This window comes from Kribbella sp. NPDC050281 (genome assembly GCF_040655855.1).
In the GTDB taxonomy this organism is placed as follows: Bacteria; Actinomycetota; Actinomycetes; order Propionibacteriales; family Kribbellaceae; genus Kribbella.
In genome coordinates this window covers 134,115-147,865 of sequence record NZ_JBFAKS010000012.1, presented here as the reverse complement: position 1 = coordinate 147,865, position 13,751 = coordinate 134,115, and the positions used below count along the sequence as shown (strand labels likewise).

The window sequence follows — 13,751 nt, the reverse complement described above, 5'->3', positions numbered from 1 at the left end:
ATGACACAGACACAGACACAGCCGCGGGCCGCACGCCGTACCGCCGCGAAGCAGATGATCATCGACTGCGACATCCACAACGTGATGGCACCCGGAGCCCTGGAGCCCTACCTCTCGAATCGCTGGCTCAGCCATCTGAAGACCTTCGGCTCGCGCCAGCACTCGGGCAACGTGTATCCGAAGGGATCGCCGGCCCGGTACGACGCCTTTCCGCCGTCCGGACTGCCCGCGGGTGCCGATCTGGGGTTCATGCAGAAACAACATCTCGACGGGCTGAACGTCGAGTTCGGGATCCTCGGTCCGCTCAGTGGTTCCGGCAGCCAGCTCGACCCGGAGTTCTCCGCGGCGTTGTCGGCGGCAACCAACGACTGGCAGATCAAGGAGTGGCTGGAGCCGGAGCCACGGCTGCGAGCGGGCATGATCGTGCCGGCGGAGCACAGCGAGCAGGCCGTCGCCGAGATCGAGCGGCTCGCCGGACACCCGGGTTTCGTGCAGGTGCTGCTGGTCGCACGCAGTGCCGCACCGCTCGGCGACCGGCGCTACTGGAAGATGTACGAGGCCGCAGCCCGGCACGATCTGCCCATCGGCATTCACTACGGCGGTGGCGTTCGGGGCGTTCCGATGAGCGCCGCGGGCTGGCCGTCGTTCTATATCGAGGATCACGCGGGGATGTCCGCTGCGTTTCAGGCGCACGTGGCGAGCCTGATCTTCGGAGGGATCTTCGAGCGGCTTCCGAACCTGCGGATCGCGCTGATCGAGGGCGGGTTCGCCTGGCTGCCGTCCCTGGCCTGGCGGATGGACACGCACTGGGAGCGCTTCCGCGCCGAGGTGCCCGACGTACGCCGCAGGCCGTCGGAGTACCTGCGCGACCACTTCTGGATGACGACGCAGCCGATCGAGGAACCGCATCGCCCCGCCGACCTGCTGAGAGTGTTCGAACACCTCGGCGGAACCGACAAGGTGATGTTCTCCACCGACTATCCGCACTGGGACTTTGACCATCCCCAGCACGCCTTCAAGGTCCGATTGTCCGCAGAGCAGCGGGACAACATCTACACCGAGAACGCCCGGGCGTTCTACAAGCTGCCGGCGCGGGTGGAGTCGCTTTGACCAAGATCAGCTCGATCGAGACGTTCGACGGCCATGGCTGCATCGTCCGTGTTCGTACCGACGACGGGCTGGTGGGGTACGGGCAGACGGCGCACTCCGAGGCCCGGATCACCGGGGAGGTGCTGCACACTCTGGTCGCGCGGAACTATCTGGGCCGGGACCCGTTCGACGTCATGACGCTGGCCGAGGAGTGCGCGCGTGCGGAGTACAAGTACTTCGGCAGCTTCCTGTTCCGGGCGTTGGCCGGCGTGGACACCGCGCTGTGGGACCTGGTGGGCAGGGCGAAGTCACAGCCGGTCTACCAGTTGCTCGGTGGGAAGTTCCGTCCGTCGGTGCCCGTCTACGGTTCGGCCATGCGTCGCGACACGACGCCCGAGGAGGAGGTCGACCGGATCGTCGCCGCCGTCGCCGCGCACGGGTTCCGCGCGGTGAAGGTCAAGATCGGCGAGCGCAACGGCCGCGATGCGGAGTCGCGATCCGGCCGGACCTGGCGGCTGGTTCCCTTGCTGCGCAAGGAACTCGGCGATGACGTCGAGATCAGCGCGGATGCCAATGGTGCCTACTCCCCGGGTCAGGCGGTCCGGGTCGGGCGACTGCTCGAGGAGTACGACTATCTGCACTTCGAGGAGCCGGTGCCGTTCTGGGAGTACGAGAACGCCAGGAGCGTCGCGGCGACTCTCGACATCCCGGTCGGACTGGGGGAGCAGGAGTTCTCGGTCGAGACCATGCGACGGATCATCCAGGACGGCATGGCCGACGTCATCCAGCCCGACGTCTGCTACATCGGCGGCATCACGCGGGCCCGGCAGGTTGCGGAGCTGGCCAACCTTGCCGGGCTCCCGTGTGTCCCGCACTCGTCGGGGAGATCGTTGACGGCGATCTTCACCGCGCATCTGGTGACGGCAATGCCGGCGTGCAACCTCTTTCACGAGTGGACCATCGAAGACGCCTCGAACATGCGGGTCTACGAGCCGTTCCCGGTCGCCCGAGACGGTGAGGTGGTGCTGTCCGACGCCCCCGGCTGGGGCGTCGAGATCCCCGACCCTACGCTGCAGCGCATGGACCGCCGGATTTCTTCTCTCTGAACCGACTACAAGGGCTAACGTCGGCTATCGGCCCGCGGTGGCAGCTGGCGCGACCTCCAGGACCGCGCGGGCGAACGCTTCCGGAGCCTCCTGCGGCGGATTGTGCCCGATGCCTGGCAGTTCGTGCCGATCGAAGCCACCAGTGAACAGCGGTTCGTCGACACTAGAGTCGTCGGCGCCGAGGCCATCGGCGAGGGCGTCGAGCGCAATGGTGGGTACGGTGATGGCCGGCGTGGTCGCCAGCAGCTTCTCGAGGTGGTCGTACCGCGGGTCGCCGGGAACCGCGCCGCGTCGGTGCCGGTAGGAGTGGATCACGGTGGCGACGAAGTCGGGATTGTGCAGGCTGGGCGAGGTTGCAGCAAAGGCCGCGGCACAGTCTGCCCACGTCGGCGACCACTGGCGCCACAACAGCCCACAGAGCTCGTCGGTATAGCGCTCCAGCCCGGCCCGTCCGCGCTCGGTGAGGAAGTAGTGGGTGTACCAGGCAGCGCTCTCGGCTTCCGGAGGCATGGGCTCGGCGGACCGGGCGATGTCCTGGATGTTGTACCCGCCCACTGTGACCAGGCCGGTGACCCGTTCGGGCGCTACTGCCGCCGCGATGCAGGCCGCGCGGCCGCCCCAGTCGAAGCCGCCCACCACGGCGCTTTCGATCTCGAGTGCGTCGAGCAGGTCGAGCAGATCCTGGCCGAGCGCGGCCTGCTGACCAGAGCGCATGATGTCCGCGCTGCGATAGCGGGTTGGCCCGAATCCCCGGAGGTACGGAGCCACAACGCGCATCCCCGCAGTGGCGAGGACCGAGGCCACTTCGTCGTAGCAACGCACGTCGTAGGGGAAGCCATGAAGAAGTACAGCGGTTGGCCCGTCTGCCGGTCCCGCTGCGTCGTAGCCGATGTCCAGCACCGGTGTCGAGACAGTTCCCGACTTGTTCAGACCGCGCGGATTCATCGAAGTCCTCCTCGTCGATCGACTGCCGCCCAGCTCCGTCGCGCAAGCCGACGGGGCCGGATGCCCCAGCTCCCACCCACAGCACGAAAGAATATCTGGGTAACCGACCTCGCCGTGGCGGGGGACGAACGAAGGGGCCCGGTCGTCAACCGGGCCCCTCCTCCTTCCCCTGAGAAGGTCCATCGGCCCTTCGTCGAGGTTGGCTTGGTGCTGCGACCGCCAAGTGTGGTTCAGATCCCCAGGCCCTTGCCGTCGACGATCAGGCCGGCGGGCGGCGCCTTGGGTGCGGGAACCCGGCCGTAGTCGGTGAAGGTCATGAAGTCGCGGCCGGCACCATTCTGGAAGCGGACCGGCCGGGCGGTACGGGTGTCGACCCAGAGAGTGGCACCCTGTGCCACCAGCCCGACCGACAGGACGCCGTCCACCACCTTCTTGCCGGTCTTCGTCGGGCGGCCGATCTCTGCGAAGAAGTCCTTGAAGAAGGTGCCTTGCTTGGTCATGTCGATCAGCGCTCGGCCCTCAGCATCAATCTTGGACGGTTTGATCCACTTTCCCTTCAACAGGGAGAGCATTGCGCTTGTCTCAGCCTTGCTGGCCTTGTCCGCCTTCGCCATGGCACGGATGGTTGCCTCCGACATGAGCATGTAGACGTCCTTGCCGACGACGCGGTAGGTAATCGGCGTACCGGCCAGGACGAAGGCACCCTGGCCGCCGCCCTTGCTGAGCTGCAGGTCGAGCCGCAGGTCGCCTGTGCTGTCCACCAGCAGGCCCTTGACCCTCACCCCCGGCGCGGCGCTTGCTGCTGCCTTCGTCCGGGCAAGGAGAGTTTCGGCGGGCAGTGTGGACAGGTCAGGCGGCGCAGGCGGCGTAGCGGTGGCCGTCGGACTCGCCGGGGCGGACGGGGTGTTCGATGACGTAGTGGCGGCAGGGGTGGTGCCGGCCTCGTTGGTTGGCTCGCAGCCAACGACTGCTGCGGCCAACAGCGCAGTGCCGGCCCAGGCGCCGACTCGAATCCAGGGGAAGAACATGAGGAAGTGCTCACTTTCTCGTCCGCCGGTGACATCCGGCGCAGGTGGTGGACCGCCGGTGACGTCCGGCGGTTGCCGCGGCGGGAGTTCGACGGACTCCACGGGGCGGCGGTGACGAGAACGACTCTGGTACTGCGTACTGCGGTCCCGCTGCCGTCTACTGCGGCCCCACTGCTGGATAGAATGCCGTCCCACTGCCGGACCTGCGCAGCCGCTGCGACGGGCGCTGTTCGGCACGGCGGGCAGGGTTGGGGGTGCGGTGGTGGGCGTAGTCCGGTTCGAGCTGCTCGGACCGCTCCAGGCTCGGCGGGACGACCGGGTGCTCGACCTGGGTCCAGCCAAGCAGCGCGCGGTTCTCGCGACGCTCCTGCTGTCGGTGAACCGGCCCGTCCCGATTGCGCGCATCGTCGACGTCGTCTGGCAAGGCGAGCCGCCGGGCAACGGCACCAACGTCGTCCAGAAGTACGTCGCGGGTCTGCGGCAGGTCCTCGAACCAGGGCGCGCACCACGCAGCAGCGGAGATCTCCTGGCGCTGACGGCCGGCGGCTACGTCCTCACTCTCGCGGCCGGCAGCACCGACACCGACCTCTTCGACGAGCTTGTCCGGCAGGACCACCAACTCCGGACCATGGGAGACCTCGAGCAGGCGGCTGCCACCTTCCGCCGCGCACTAGACCTCTGGCGCGGCAGCGAGGCCTTGGCCGGACTCAGCGGTCCCGTCTTCGACGCAGCGCGCCGGGAGCTCGAGACTCGCCACGCAGCCGCCGCCGAGAGTTGGGCCGACCTGGAACTGGATCTCGGCCGCCACCTGAGCCTGCTGCCCGACCTCACCGGCCTGCTGAGCCGCCATCCTTTGCGCCAAGACCTCCACGCCGCCCACCTGCTTGCTCTCTATCGCACAGGCCGCCAAGCCGAGTCGCTCGACGTCTACCGCGCCACTACCCAGCTGCTCAAGTCCCATGACCAAACCCCCAGTCCACGGCTCCAGGCCCTTCACACGCGCCTCCTGAACAATTCCGCGGACCTTCTCCCACCGGCAGCAGGCGCGGGTCTGCGCTTCGACGTACTGGGTCCACTGCGAGCGAGCCGCGACGGACTCCCGCTACAGCTCGGCCCCAGCAAGCAGCAGGCAGTCCTGGCGACCCTGCTCCTGTCGGCGAATTCGGCTGTACCGCCGGACCGCATCCTGGATGCTGTCTGGCCCGAGGACGGACGGCCGGACAACGGGCCCAACGTCGTACAGAAGTACGTCGCGGGGCTGCGGAAGGTTCTCGATCCGGACAGGGCTCCGCGGAGTGCTGGGCAGGTGCTGGACCTCACTGTCTCCGGCTATCGGCTCACAGTCGTACCGAACGGCTCCGACCTCGACGAGTTTGCCGCCCGGATCAGTAGAGCACGTGACTTGCGGGCCTGCGCCGACCTGGAGGCGGCAGCGACGGAGCTGCAGTCAGCGCTCGGACTCTGGCGAGGCGAACCCCTGGCTGGTCTGCAGGCCGGGTCCGTCTTCGATGCCGCCCGTGACCGTTTGAAGGACGACCGGGCGGCCGCGTTGGAAGACTACGCGGAGGTCTTGCTCGAGCTGGGACGACTCGATGCCCTGCTCGAGTCCCTTCCAGCGCAGATCAAGGAGTTCCCGCTGCGCGAGCGACTCCGGGCCGTACTGATCGAGGCTCTCGACCTCAGCGGCCGGCGTACGGAGGCGCTCGCGGCGTACGACGAGACCCGGCGACTGCTGGTGGGGGAGTACGGGATCGAACCCGGCCAAGTACTGCAACGCCTTCACACCCGCCTGCTCCAGGACAACGAGCCGCCCGGAGGACGGATCCCACGGCCTGAAGCGGCAACACCGCCGTCAGGTCCGTTTCAGGTCTCTCGGCCGCAGGTGCCCAGCCTCCCCCGACGCACTCGCTTGCAACGCATCCTGCTGAAGGTCCTCGCGGCCGCCTTGCCGATCGTCACCTGGGGGTTTGCCTGCGGCCCGATGATGGCCGTGCTCGCCTGGCGCCGCCGTAGCCGTCTCCTGGGTGCCTGCGCGGTCGGGTACTTCGCTCTGCAGTGGACCGGCGTGGTGATGTTCACGCAAAGCCCGGAAGACTTCAGCGGTATCTTCGACGACCTCGGCATGTCGTTGATGATCTTTCCCTTTCTCATCTGCTCAGTCCAAGCGGCTGTGATCGTTGCCCCGGCACCCTCCGCCGCCGCCGACCACGACCTCGCCGAGGAACACCGGCGCGTCGCGCGCGAGATCGCGGCTCGCTCACCGCTGTACGCGCAGCGGCTCGGCATCGGCCGCCCCGACCTCCCGCGGACGTTCGACGACGGCGGTCTGGTCGACCCGAACCATGTACCGACGGAGCTTCTCGCCGCGGTCCCAGGCATCTCGCTCCAGCACGCGGTCCTGATCGTGGTCGACCGGACCCATCGTGGGCCGTTCAAGTCGGTCGAGGAGCTGGCTGAGCGAGGACTACTGCCACACCCGCTGCCGAGTTCCACCCGCGACCACCTCGTCGTCGTACACCCGGACGACGGGTCGTCGATCGCACACTAGCCACCTGGCCGCTTGACATCCTCACCCCAGGACACATACTTAGGTATATGCCTAAGTATTCGGGTGGGGCCGACGGCGACGCCAAGCTCGACCGAATGTTTCGTGCACTGGCGGACAGCACCCGCCGGGCGATGGTCGCCCGGCTGGTCCACGGACCGGCGTCGGTGAGCCAGCTCGCCGAACCGTTCGGCATGGCGTTGCCCACCGTCGTCCAGCACCTCGGGGTGCTCGAGGAGGCGCAGATCGTGTCGTCCGAGAAGGTCGGCCGGGTGCGCACGTACCAACTCGTGCCCGACGCGCTGGTCCCGGCCAACGCCTGGATCGTGGCCCACCGCCGCCCGCAGGAACGCCGGCTCGACCGCCTGGGCGACTACCTCACCAACCATGACCCGACACAGGAGCAATGACATGACCGACCGCACCCAGACCCACGCCACGTTCGTGCTCGAGCGCGAGTACCCGGTCCCGGTCGACCGCGTGTGGGCCGCCTTCGCCGACCCCGAGATCAAGCGCAAGTGGTTCGGCAGCGACGACTTCGTCTACGTCGAGCGCTCCGACGAGTTCCGGGTCGGCGGCGTGGCGATCGACGACGGGCGTCTGGGCGAGCACGGACCTCTGTCCCAGTTTCACGCCACGTACACGGACATCACGCCCAACGAGCGGATCGTGTACACGTACGACATGTGGCTCGACGGGGTGCACGCCTCGACGTCGATCAGCACGATCGTGTTCGAGCCCGCCGACGACGGCGCAGGCCCGGGGACCCGGCTTACGTTCACCGAGCAGGGCGTCCACCTCGACGGTGTGCACGGACCCGGGCCGGATGCCGCGGCCGGTCGCGAGTCCGGCACCGCCGGCCTGCTCGACGCGATCGGCAAGCTGCTCACCACCGTCGGCTGATCCCGTCGCGATAGCGAGACACCTCGAACGAGACCACACCGAAAGAAGTGGAGAAATGATGGCTGGAAAGGTGTTCTTCAGCGTGACGATGTCGCTGGACGGCTTCATCGCGCCCGAGTCCCTCGACGACTTGATGGGGAAGCAGTGGATGGAACTGCAGGCGTGGGCGTTCCCGCAGCGGTTCTTCCGGGAGAACCTCAAACTCGGCAGAGGCGGCGAGGAAGGACTCGACAACGACATCGCTCGGGCGACGCACGAGCGCACCGGCGCGAGCGTCATGGGCAAGCGCATGTTCGACGCCGGAGAGAAGATGTGGCCGGAGGAGGCGCCGTTCCACACGCCTGTCTTCGTGGTGACGCACGAGAAGCGTGACCCCTGGGAGCGGCCCGGCGGCACCACCTTCCACTTCGTCAACGACGGCATCGAGGCCGGGCTCGACCAGGCCCGCGTGGCAGCCGGCGACCGCGACGTTCGCATCGCCGGTGGCGGCGCGACCATCCTGGAGTACGTGAACGCCGGCCTGATCGACGAGTTCTCGATCGCGCTGTCGCCCGTACTGTGCGGCTCCGGAATCCGCCTGTTCGAGGGGGTGGACGCGGCCCGCGTGGCCCTGGACCCGGTCCGCGCAGAGCCCTCCCCAAGGGTCACCCACCTGACCTACGCCATCCGGGAGCGGTAGGCGGTCGGCGTACGCGAAGGGGTCTGGAGGAACGCGAGATGCCATGCAGCTAGGTTCGCGAGGCTCCGGCCTTCTTGAGCAGCGATGCGAGTGCGGCGGTGGCCTCGTCGATCTTGGCTTCGGGCAGGCGGCCGTATCCGAGGACGAGCCCGCGGTCGCGGCTCGGAGTGAGCTGGAGCGGCGAGAGCGCCTTCACTCCGATCCCTTGGGATGCCGCAGCGACGGCGATGGCGATGTCATCGGTGTCGTCGGGCAGCCGGAGCAGGATGTGCATGCCGGCTGCGGAGCCCTGGACGGGTAGTTCGGGCAGTGTTGTCGCCAGGGCCTGGACGAGACGGTCCCGGCGTCGCCGGTAGGTCTGACGAGCGCGCGCTACGTGCCGGTCGTAGTCGCCGCTGGTCAGGAACTCGGCGAAGGCGAGTTGGTCGAAGGCGGGTGAGCCGGAGTCGGCCAGCCCTTTGCGGGTGCGCACTTCGTCGACCAGACCGGCCGGCAGACTCATCCAACCGAGGCGAACGCCCGGTGCAAGGGTCTTGGACGCCGTACCGATATGGACGACCCGGCCGGGGGCGAGCCCTTGGACGGCGCCGAGCGGCGTACGGTCGTAGCGGAATTCGGCGTCGTAGTCGTCCTCGAGGATCAGGCAGTCATGGCTGGCCGCCCAGTCCAGCAGCGCTACTCGGCGGCGGGACGTCATGACCGAGCCGGTCGGGAACTGGTGGGCCGGCGCCACCATGATCGCGTCGGCCCGGCCTGGCGTCAGGTCGTCGGTACGCAGGCCGTCGGAGTCGACCGCACAGCCCACCACGCTCAGTCCGGACTGCTCGATCCCCGCAGCCAGGTCAGGGTGAGTCGGGCTCTCCACCGCGATCCATCGCGCGCCACGCACGAGCAGTACCCGGCACATCAGATCCAGCGCTTGGGTGAACCCCTGGGTCACGACGATGCGCCCCGGATCGACCCGGACTCCTCTGACCCTGGCCAGGTACGAGCTCAGGGCCGTGCGCAGTTCGATCCGGCCCCGGTGGTCGCCGTAGTCCAGAGCTGCGTCGGGAGTGTTGCGGAGAGCCTTGCCGACAGCGCGGGTCCACTCCCTGCGTGGAAAGAGCCGGACGTCGGGAGTGATCGCGGTCAGATCGAACCGCCACGCCGGAACATGCGGATCGGGCGCGGCCGGCGCGGCGGCGTGCACCGGGGCCACCACCGGCGCCGCCCGCTGTCTGACATCGAGGTAACCCTCGCTGGCCAGCTGCTCGTACGCATCGGTGGTCACTCCTCGCGAGACTCCGAGATCCGCGGCGAGTCTCCGCGACGACGGCAACACCGTTCCCGCCGTCAGCCGGCCGTCCTGGATCGCGATCCGCAAGGATTCCCGCAGTGATTGGCGCATGTGGCCTCGCCGGAGGACGAGGTCGACGAAGAGATCTCGTCCGCCACTGGCCTCATCGGAGGCTGATTCGGTGGCTCTGTTCGCGATGCCAACCACGGTAGACCCTCGGAAGTGGCGGTCAACCGCCAGTTCATCGAGGAGGAGAAATGACTGTACAGAGCGTCGCCGTGGTATCCGTGCCGGTCTCGGACCAGAACCGTGCCAAGGCGTTCTACGTCGACAAGCTGGGCCTCGAGCTCGTTCGTGACGACGACTCGATTCCGGGCCTGCGCTGGATCCAGGTCACGCCTGACGGGGGTGGTGCTTCGTTGACACTCGTCGACTGGTTCGAACAGATGCCGCCGGGCAGCGTGCAAGGCCTGGTGCTGAGATCGGACGATCTGGACGCGGACTACAAGGCGATGAGTGCGAACGGCGTACCGTTCGACGGTCCGCCTGAGCAACAGCCATGGGCCACCGAAGCCGTCCTGCACGACCCGGACGGCAACATGATCGTCCTGCAACAGACCTGATCACCTGCCTGGGGAAGGCCGCCGCCTTCCCCAGGCAGTCCACACAGACGGCTCAGCTTCGAATGCTCGGCGACCTTTGATCAGCAGCGAATCGCTGCTTGGTGTACCAGAGCGCGGAGGCGCTGGACGAGAATGATTTCGCGAGTATCGCTGACGGTGTCCGAGGCGCGTGGCAGGCTGGCGAGTATGTGTGGTCGATACGCGTCGGTGGCCAGTCGTGCCGATCTGCTCGACGCCGGCGAGGACGGTGACCCGGTGGAGCAGCTGCGGGCGAGGGGAGAGATCAGGTGCCCAGAATGAGGACGTCGACCGCCTTCGGGGTCGACATCGGCGGCAGCGGGATCAAGGGCGCCATCGTCGACCTGGAGAAGGGCAAGCTGGCCACGGAGCGGGTGAAGTACCTGACGCCCAACCCGTCCACCCCGGAGCCTGTCGCTGCGGTCGTGGCCCGGCTGGTCAAGGAGGCCGGGTGGAGCGGTGACCTGGGTGCGACGTTCCCGGCCGTCATCAAGAACGGGGTGGCCAGGAGCGCCGCGAACGTCGACAAGAGCTGGATCGGGACCGACGTCGACAAGGTCCTCACCGACACCACCCACTGCGACGTGACCGTGCTCAACGATGCCGACGCAGCCGGTATCGCCGAGGCCCGGTTCGGCGCGGCCAAGGGCGTCGACGGCGTGGTCGTCATGCTCACCTTCGGCACCGGGATCGGCAGCGCGCTGCTGCTCGACGGCCGGCTCGTGCCCAACACCGAGCTCGGTCACCTCGAGCTGGACGGGTACGACGCGGAGACGAAGGCCTCCTCGGCGGCGAAGGACAACGAGGGCCTGTCGTTCAAACAGTGGGCCAAGCGGGTGCAGCGCTACCTTCGGCACGTGGAGAACCTGTTCACCCCCGACCTGTTCGTGGTCGGCGGCGGGGTCAGCAAGCACTCCGACAAGTGGGTGCCGCTGCTCGAGATCTCCACCCCGGTGAAGCCGGCTCAGCTGCTCAACAACGCCGGCATCGTCGGCGCCGCGATGGCCGCGCACGAGAAGTTCACCGAGTAGGCCAATCACAACCCGGCGCGGCTATCCACTCGCGCTGTCTGATCAGGAGCCGCCGCCAGCCAACGTGCCGTTCCCGCCGGTCGGAGCGCCGCGCAGCGATGCCGGAGGCCTGTCCACCTCCCGGTCTTTGGTATGCCGTGGACGGTAGAGCTCCGCGGCGCCGGCCGCGAGGGTCAGTGACAAGACGAGGAAGCCGCCGTAGAGGTACCAGGGATTGCTCGGCTCATCGTCACCGGCTGACCAGAGGGCGAATTGGGACAGGCCGATGCCGGCCAGACCGATCGCCCGGGCCCACAGGTGGTGGAGGTAGAGGAAGCCGCCGAGGAGGAACGCCGGCAGGAAGAGGATGCCGGGGCCGGCGAAGGTCGGCAGACACAGGAGGGCGAGCACCCGCCACCACCGCGATCTGCCGGCGCGGCGTACGCCGTACAGGATCCCGAGCACGAGACCGGACACCCCGGTCAGCCCGAGGATGATGCCGGTGCCGGCCCAGGTGAACTGCGGCTCGGTCGAGATCAAGCGCATCCAGCCCCGAGCCGCAATTCCCCACCCGACGCCGAGCCCGAGCCCGGCCGCGGCCGAATGCCGGACGCTCACCATGACACCGGCAAACAGGCCAGCCGCGGACCGGCGACGCCGTGCTCATCGGTCGGGTCCTGATGGATCACGATCGCACGGTCGCCGGCCTGCGGAACGAACGGGACAGCGGCGAAGGCATGACCGGTGCCGCCGCCGGTGACGGTGAAATCGAGCCAGACCTCGGTCGTCTCGTCGACGCGAGGCGGGACCCGGCCGGCCAGGGCGTCGGTGTTGTAGTGCGGACCGGCCGCGGCGCCGTTGCCCGCGACACACGGACCGAAATGCAGATGCGCACCGAACCTGCGACCTGCCTGCGAGCGGTCGATGCCGTGCACCTGCAGGCGGACGGAGGTCTTGCCGTGGTCGGACACCATCATGAGCACCGCCGAGGCATGGTCGAGTGGACCGGCCGTGGCGGGTGCCAGGTCGCGGAGCTCGCCGTGTTCGGTCACCACGCGTGCATGTGAGTCGTCACCGGATTGCGCGGCCGCCACCGGAACGGCGGCGAGCGCGGAGACGGCAAGTACCGCCGTCGCGGGTAGGACCTTGCGCACCAGAGCTGTCATGACTCCCCCTCTCGCGTCCATGCTGGGTGCACGGATCACTACGACAGACGGGCCACCGCTGTGGTTCGGGTGACAGCGAAAATACTTTCTTCGCCACGTCACCCGGTCCGCGGACTCGCTCGTCCGTAAGGGTGATGGGGGCTATGAATGTGGCTGCGGATCTCCCGGCGTACGGCGTACGACGGGACGCCGACGCGCTCGTGATCGCGTTGTTCCAGGCGGAAGCGGCCCGCCTGGTCCAGCTCGCCCGCTGGTTCGTCGACGACCGGACCGCGGCCGAGGACCTGGTCCAGGAAGCGTTCCTCCGGCTCGCCCGCAACCATCACCGGATCAACGATCAGGACCGGGCAGCGGCGTACCTGCGCTCGATCGTGATCAACCTCGCCCGCGACCACAACCGCCGCGGCCTGGTCTCACTCCGGCACCGCCTCCCGGCCGACCCCGACGACCGGTCGGCCGAGGACCACGCCGCAGAGGACGAGAGCCGCCGCGAGGTGATCGACGCCCTGCGCGCACTACCCCGCCGCCAGCGCGACTGCGTCGTACTTCGCTACTACCTCGAACTGTCTGTCGCCGACATCGCCGAGACCCTCGGCCTGTCGCCGAACTCGGTAAAGACCCATCTGCAACGCGGCCTGCGGTCGCTGAAAGCTGAATTGGAGGTTCAGGGATGAACCAGCGGCCCGAGACTCCCGGCGAACCTTCCGAGGTCGAACGCCGGCTGTACGACGCACTGGACCCGGCGGCGACCCGGCCGCCGGCGCCGGATCTGTTCGAGCGTGTGCTCGGCAGCATCGCGGACGACCGGGTCCGGCGGCGCCGGATCCTCCGCACCGCCGCTATTCTGATCGTCGCCATCTCGTTGCTAACGGCAATGGTCTTGTTGTTCACGCCGCGCACAGTGACCGGGGATCTGCTGCTGGAGTGGTGGATCCTCGAGCTCTTCGCCAACGTCCTGCTGATCGGATTGGCGCTCTGGCTCGGGCCGTTCATCAAACGCTTCGGCCGGGCCTACGCCGCGGACGTCTTCCACGACAACCCGCAGACCGGCAAGAGCTACATCGTGCTGACAGACATCGTGTACTACCTGATCTTCACCGCCTACATCCTGTTCACGATCAGCTTCCAGCCACGGGAGGACTGGGCCAATTTCGTGGTGCCCGCACAAGCAGGCTTCGAGGCGGCCCGGCTCGGCGGCATCCTGCTGATCATCGGCGTCCTGCACGGTCTCAACATCATCCTGATGCCGATCCTCGGCCGCCTCTTCTCCCTCAACCGAAAGCTCTCCGGCCGGTGACCGCCGACCTGAACGTTGGGCCGGCGGTTCACCTGGGATGCTACGAGCGGGTCCTCCACCACC

The 13,751-nt window shown here is 68.0% G+C and carries 15 protein-coding genes; 10 read left to right on the top strand and 5 right to left on the bottom strand.

Going from position 1 to position 13,751, the window contains the following annotated elements; all coding sequences use genetic code 11:
- Both AB0I34_RS15630 and AB0I34_RS15625 read left to right on the top strand, forming a co-directional pair.
- Nucleotides 1–1,110, top strand: coding sequence for an amidohydrolase family protein (locus tag AB0I34_RS15630; protein WP_360445435.1), 1,110 nt, complete (start codon nucleotides 1–3; stop codon nucleotides 1,108–1,110).
- Nucleotides 1,107–2,195 (top strand): mandelate racemase/muconate lactonizing enzyme family protein, encoded by a 1,089-nt coding sequence (locus AB0I34_RS15625; RefSeq protein ID WP_360445433.1) that lies wholly within the window; start codon nucleotides 1,107–1,109, stop codon nucleotides 2,193–2,195. The genes AB0I34_RS15630 and AB0I34_RS15625 overlap by 4 nt, the downstream gene beginning before the upstream one ends.
- Before the next feature lie 24 nt (nucleotides 2,196–2,219).
- Here AB0I34_RS15625 and AB0I34_RS15620 read toward each other — a convergent pair whose 3' ends face one another.
- Both AB0I34_RS15620 and AB0I34_RS15615 read right to left on the bottom strand, forming a co-directional pair.
- The gene (locus AB0I34_RS15620; RefSeq protein WP_360445431.1) at nucleotides 2,220–3,140 is read right to left on the bottom strand and encodes an alpha/beta hydrolase; all 921 of its coding nucleotides are present in this window, start codon (nucleotides 3,138–3,140) and stop codon (nucleotides 2,220–2,222) included.
- A 230-nt stretch (nucleotides 3,141–3,370) separates the two neighbouring features.
- Nucleotides 3,371–4,270, bottom strand: a complete 900-nt coding sequence (locus tag AB0I34_RS15615; protein ID WP_360445429.1) for a hypothetical protein — start codon at nucleotides 4,268–4,270, stop codon at nucleotides 3,371–3,373.
- A 160-nt stretch (nucleotides 4,271–4,430) separates the two neighbouring features.
- Between AB0I34_RS15615 and AB0I34_RS15610 the strand changes: the two genes are divergently transcribed.
- The 4 genes from AB0I34_RS15610 to AB0I34_RS15595 are packed head-to-tail and all read left to right on the top strand — an operon-like array spanning nucleotide 4,431 to nucleotide 8,295.
- On the top strand, nucleotides 4,431–6,716 hold the full coding sequence (locus tag AB0I34_RS15610) for a BTAD domain-containing putative transcriptional regulator (RefSeq protein WP_360445427.1): 2,286 nt from the start codon (nucleotides 4,431–4,433) through the stop codon (nucleotides 6,714–6,716).
- Between the two features lie 47 nt (nucleotides 6,717–6,763).
- On the top strand, nucleotides 6,764–7,123 hold the full coding sequence (locus tag AB0I34_RS15605; protein WP_360445425.1) for a metalloregulator ArsR/SmtB family transcription factor: 360 nt from the start codon (nucleotides 6,764–6,766) through the stop codon (nucleotides 7,121–7,123).
- 1 nt (nucleotide 7,124) lies between these two features.
- Nucleotides 7,125–7,616, top strand: a complete 492-nt coding sequence (locus AB0I34_RS15600) for an SRPBCC domain-containing protein (protein WP_360445423.1) — start codon at nucleotides 7,125–7,127, stop codon at nucleotides 7,614–7,616.
- A 58-nt stretch (nucleotides 7,617–7,674) separates the two neighbouring features.
- On the top strand, nucleotides 7,675–8,295 hold the full coding sequence (locus AB0I34_RS15595; RefSeq protein ID WP_360445421.1) for a dihydrofolate reductase family protein: 621 nt from the start codon (nucleotides 7,675–7,677) through the stop codon (nucleotides 8,293–8,295).
- Between the two features lie 49 nt (nucleotides 8,296–8,344).
- On the opposite strand, the gene AB0I34_RS15590 is transcribed toward AB0I34_RS15595, so the two are convergent.
- Complete coding sequence (locus tag AB0I34_RS15590; protein WP_360445419.1) at nucleotides 8,345–9,685, bottom strand: PLP-dependent aminotransferase family protein; 1,341 nt, start codon at nucleotides 9,683–9,685, stop codon at nucleotides 8,345–8,347.
- A gap of 146 nt (nucleotides 9,686–9,831) precedes the next feature.
- Between AB0I34_RS15590 and AB0I34_RS15585 the strand changes: the two genes are divergently transcribed.
- The gene (locus tag AB0I34_RS15585) at nucleotides 9,832–10,197 is read left to right on the top strand and encodes a VOC family protein (protein WP_360445418.1); all 366 of its coding nucleotides are present in this window, start codon (nucleotides 9,832–9,834) and stop codon (nucleotides 10,195–10,197) included.
- A 296-nt stretch (nucleotides 10,198–10,493) separates the two neighbouring features.
- Entirely contained in the window at nucleotides 10,494–11,246 is a 753-nt protein-coding gene (gene ppgK, locus AB0I34_RS15580) for a polyphosphate--glucose phosphotransferase (RefSeq protein WP_360445415.1), read from the top strand.
- A gap of 42 nt (nucleotides 11,247–11,288) precedes the next feature.
- Here ppgK and AB0I34_RS15575 read toward each other — a convergent pair whose 3' ends face one another.
- The gene (locus AB0I34_RS15575) at nucleotides 11,289–11,843 is read right to left on the bottom strand and encodes a hypothetical protein (protein ID WP_360445413.1); all 555 of its coding nucleotides are present in this window, start codon (nucleotides 11,841–11,843) and stop codon (nucleotides 11,289–11,291) included.
- Nucleotides 11,840–12,391, bottom strand: a complete 552-nt coding sequence (locus tag AB0I34_RS15570) for a hypothetical protein (RefSeq protein WP_360445411.1) — start codon at nucleotides 12,389–12,391, stop codon at nucleotides 11,840–11,842. The genes AB0I34_RS15575 and AB0I34_RS15570 overlap by 4 nt, the downstream gene beginning before the upstream one ends.
- A gap of 143 nt (nucleotides 12,392–12,534) precedes the next feature.
- On the opposite strand from AB0I34_RS15570, the gene AB0I34_RS15565 reads away from it, so the two are divergent.
- A complete protein-coding gene (locus tag AB0I34_RS15565; protein ID WP_360445409.1) occupies nucleotides 12,535–13,065 on the top strand; it encodes a SigE family RNA polymerase sigma factor in 531 nt (176 codons plus the stop codon).
- The gene (locus AB0I34_RS15560; protein WP_360445407.1) at nucleotides 13,062–13,688 is read left to right on the top strand and encodes a hypothetical protein; all 627 of its coding nucleotides are present in this window, start codon (nucleotides 13,062–13,064) and stop codon (nucleotides 13,686–13,688) included. The genes AB0I34_RS15565 and AB0I34_RS15560 overlap by 4 nt, the downstream gene beginning before the upstream one ends.
- Nucleotides 13,689–13,751 lie beyond the last annotated feature (63 nt).

Coding starts and splice junctions, on each gene's coding strand:
- AB0I34_RS15630 (WP_360445435.1), top strand. CDS start 1: ATGACACAGACACAGACACAGCCGCGGGCCGCACGCCGTACCGCCGCG.
- AB0I34_RS15620 (WP_360445431.1), bottom strand. CDS start 3,140: ATGAATCCGCGCGGTCTGAACAAGTCGGGAACTGTCTCGACACCGGTG.
- AB0I34_RS15605 (WP_360445425.1), top strand. CDS start 6,764: ATGCCTAAGTATTCGGGTGGGGCCGACGGCGACGCCAAGCTCGACCGA.
- AB0I34_RS15600 (WP_360445423.1), top strand. CDS start 7,125: ATGACCGACCGCACCCAGACCCACGCCACGTTCGTGCTCGAGCGCGAG.
- AB0I34_RS15595 (WP_360445421.1), top strand. CDS start 7,675: ATGGCTGGAAAGGTGTTCTTCAGCGTGACGATGTCGCTGGACGGCTTC.
- AB0I34_RS15590 (WP_360445419.1), bottom strand. CDS start 9,685: ATGCGCCAATCACTGCGGGAATCCTTGCGGATCGCGATCCAGGACGGC.
- AB0I34_RS15585 (WP_360445418.1), top strand. CDS start 9,832: ATGACTGTACAGAGCGTCGCCGTGGTATCCGTGCCGGTCTCGGACCAG.
- ppgK (WP_360445415.1), top strand. CDS start 10,494: ATGAGGACGTCGACCGCCTTCGGGGTCGACATCGGCGGCAGCGGGATC.
- AB0I34_RS15570 (WP_360445411.1), bottom strand. CDS start 12,391: ATGACAGCTCTGGTGCGCAAGGTCCTACCCGCGACGGCGGTACTTGCC.
- AB0I34_RS15565 (WP_360445409.1), top strand. CDS start 12,535: ATGAATGTGGCTGCGGATCTCCCGGCGTACGGCGTACGACGGGACGCC.
- AB0I34_RS15560 (WP_360445407.1), top strand. CDS start 13,062: ATGAACCAGCGGCCCGAGACTCCCGGCGAACCTTCCGAGGTCGAACGC.